The sequence below is a fragment of the Oleiphilus sp. HI0123 genome (assembly GCF_001635315.1).
Genome location: NZ_LWGE01001574.1, coordinates 1 through 3,406, shown reverse-complemented (window position 1 = coordinate 3,406; position 3,406 = coordinate 1). Strand labels below are relative to the sequence as shown.

General features: G+C 43.5%; 2 protein-coding genes. One reads left to right on the top strand and one right to left on the bottom strand.

What is annotated here, in order from left to right; translation table 11 throughout:
- The first annotated feature begins 47 nt into the window (after positions 1-47).
- Positions 48-1,811: a thiamine pyrophosphate-binding protein gene (locus tag A3761_RS21090; protein WP_068508453.1), complete on the top strand. Its 1,764-nt coding sequence runs from the start codon at positions 48-50 to the stop codon at positions 1,809-1,811.
- On the opposite strand, the gene A3761_RS21085 is transcribed toward A3761_RS21090, so the two are convergent.
- Positions 1,812-3,260, bottom strand: a complete 1,449-nt coding sequence (locus tag A3761_RS21085) for a methyl-accepting chemotaxis protein (RefSeq protein WP_068508451.1) — start codon at positions 3,258-3,260, stop codon at positions 1,812-1,814.
- Positions 3,261-3,406: the final 146 nt, after the last annotated feature.

Genomic DNA, 3,406 nt, shown 5'->3' with positions numbered 1-3,406 from the left:
TTCCCTGTAATAAATTTATATAGAAAAAAGAATCTTAAAGGTGATACATGAAGAAAACAGGCGCTTGGCTAGTTAGGTATGCACTCGAGCAACTTGGGATTTCACATACATTTGGTATACCGGGTGTTCACAATACCGAGATCTATGATGAGTTAAATAAGTCGGCCACCATTCAGCCTATGCTCGTTACTCATGAAGGCTGTGGCGCGTTCATGGCAGATGCTGTTAGTAGAACCAGTGATACGGTTGGTGCAATGCTTATCGTTCCTGCGGCAGGCGCTACGCATGCAGCTAGTGGTATTGGCGAAGCATTTCTTGACGGTATTCCAATGCTGGTGTTGTCGGGTGGTGTGCGGAGCGATTCAGACTTTGAATACCAGCTTCACGATATGGATCAGCATGCGATGCTAGCGCCAATTACCAAGGCAACATTTAAGGTAGCTCACCAGAAAGATATTATTAGAACGCTATATAAAGCCTACGAAATTGCGACGAGTGGCGAACCAGGGCCAGTATTTGTTGAGATACCAGTGAATATACAGCTTTATACGGCGGAGGTTGAACGACAAATAACGTATGCCGAATTTTTAAGTGAAAAGGCGCTTGTCGAGTCTGGTCATTTTGAACAGCAGCTAGATGAAGCGGTCGATATCTTAATTAAGGCTAATAAGCCCGGATTGTTTTTGGGCTGGGGAGCGGTGGACGTTTCTGATGTTGCTACGCAAGTCGCTAGCTTGCTTGGCGCACCGGCATCTACTACCTTGCAAGGCTTAAGCTCCTTTCCGGCAAATGATCCTATGCATACGGGAATGAGTTTTGGGGCTGCAGCAGTGCCTGCCGCAACGAAAGCATTTGAAGATTGCGACGCTTTGCTTGCGGTAGGGACTCGTTTTGGAGAAATTGGTACAGGTAGCTTTGGCGTTACGGTTCCTGAATCTTTGATTCATATTGACATTAACCCTAAAGTTCTCAATACAAACTACCCAGCGAAAGTAGCGATCCAGGGAGATGCAAATGAGGTCTTGCCCGCGTTATTACGTAAGCTCAAAGCTAAAATACATGAGAATAATATCTGTTTTGATGCGCGTTATAAGGAAGTGAGTCAGCTCATCTCAGAGCAAAAGGCTTCGTATAAACAAGAGTGGTATAAGCACGATAGTGGTTCTCGTGTTAATCCAGCTTTATTCTTTGATGCCTTAAGGAAAAGGCTGCCTGATGACGGTTATGTAGTGGTTGATGACGGTAACCATACCTTCTTAACGGCAGAACTTATGCCTATTCATACAGCGAGAACCATGATTTCGCCTACCGACTTCAATTGCATGGGTTATGCTGTCCCTGCGACTATCGGAACAAAGCTTCTTAATCCTGAAAAAGACGTTGTCAGTATTATTGGTGATGGTGCATTTTTGATGACGTGCATGGAAATTACAACGGCAAGCAAGAATGGCTTGGGTGCAATTTTTACCATATTTAATGATGGCGAGTTATCCCAAATATCACAAGCTCAAGAGGTGCCGTATAACAGGAAAACTTGTTCGGTTCTTGCGGATACGAGAATGCAGGGTGTAGCGATGGCTACTGGCGCAGCTTATGTCCGGATCGATGAGAATTCCGATATAGATGAAATGTTGGATGAAGCTTGGAGAATCAGCAAAGCGGGTCAGCCAGTCGTGTTAGATGTAAATATTGATTACAGTAAACAGACCCGATTTACGAAGGGTATTGTGGGAACAAACCTTAAGCGTTTGCCCCTCAACATGAAGGTCAGAATGATTAGTCGGGCTTTAGTAAGGAAAGTGACCTGCTAGCTATTTATTCACGACGTTTGCTAGCTTCTCTGAAACGTCGCTAAGCTTTGTCGTCATTGTGCTCAGGTTTTGAATTGACTCCAGTAGGTGTATAACAGCGTAAGCGTTATTGTTATTTACCTCGCCAACATTCTGCGAGGCAGCACTGACTTGTGTCATGTTGTCTTGCAGTTTATTGATTACCTTGGATACTTTTTCAATTTGTTCTGAAACTTCAATAACCGAGGCCGATGTATTCTCCAGTACTGCTTCTGAGTGAAGTACTATCTCGACGCCCTTATCAACGTCTACTGACCCTTGTTTTATTACATCGGTAATTTCTTGGGCAGACTCATCACAGCGAATTGATAAGCTTCTGATTTCGTCAGCAACGACGGCAAAGCCACGCCCCCTGTCACCAGCACGTGCAGCTTCGATTGTTGCGTTTAATGCAAGTAAGTTCGTTTGGCTAACGATACCGGAAATGACCTGAATAACATCTTCAATTTTTGAGAAGCTTTGTTTGATCTTATCCATGCTTTCTGTTGTTTTCTTCATGGAGTCTGCGGTAGATGTGACATTTGCTTGTGTAGTTCTTGTCACAGTTTCAATTTCTCTCACAAGAGAAGATGTCTCGCTAAGCGTTGTTTGCGTTTCGCTAACTGTTGCATCAATCTGCTCAGAAGCCTCGAGTTGAGAATGTGCGCCGTTTTCAATTGACTGGCTATCACTGTTCATTTTTTTGATGTTTTCTAGCAAGGATCTTGATGAGGTGGATAGGGTATGGCATGTCGACTTGGCTTCATTCAGAATCTCTCCTAAGCGCTGTGAGTTCTTTTCGGCCGAAATTACCAGACTACTTGTCTCTTCATTTGCTTGGATTGCTTCAGCTAGTGATTCTTGCCTTATGCGAAAAGCATAGCTCTGGCCAAGCCATATAATGATCATTGGCAATAAGTAGCCGGAATAGGTGTCTATAAGCTTCTGGCTTTCACTGAAAGGATAGTTGTTCCATACCACACCGCTGCGATCGAAGTACACCAATAAGCCAATGCTAGTGAATGAGGTGCAAAACCAAAATAGTCCAGACTTTCTGTTGGCTAATAGATAGGCAATACAAACCAGGGTCGGAATCCAAAATATATGTGAAGAATGTAAGCCGCCAAGGCTGTAGATCATATTGAAGCCATGAGGGAAGGCCCCAACCATTAGCATGTTAGCAACTACGTTTGGAGAGCACTTGAGTCTCACAAGGGTGCTTGAAATAAGCGACATGAGAAGCCCAATCGAAGATGATACTACAAGCGCGGTATAGTCGGCCTTAGTCCATTTAATAATGCTGTAAATCATTACCAGGTTGGTAAAGAACTGGAAGTAAAGTAATAAGCGATAGCGAACCTGAAGCTCTTTGCTTATTGAGTGGGGCTTAGGCCAAAAGAACTGGATGTAATGTTTCAACGGGTCAAGCATGTATTTTGCAATCCAAGGCGGTTAAAGGTACTAATAATAATACTATAGACCTAAAACAGTAGTAAGTCACCTTGGCCAACGCTCGCGTTTGGACGAACGAAAAATAATGAAAAAAATATTGGACAGTTAGTATTTAACTGCACATA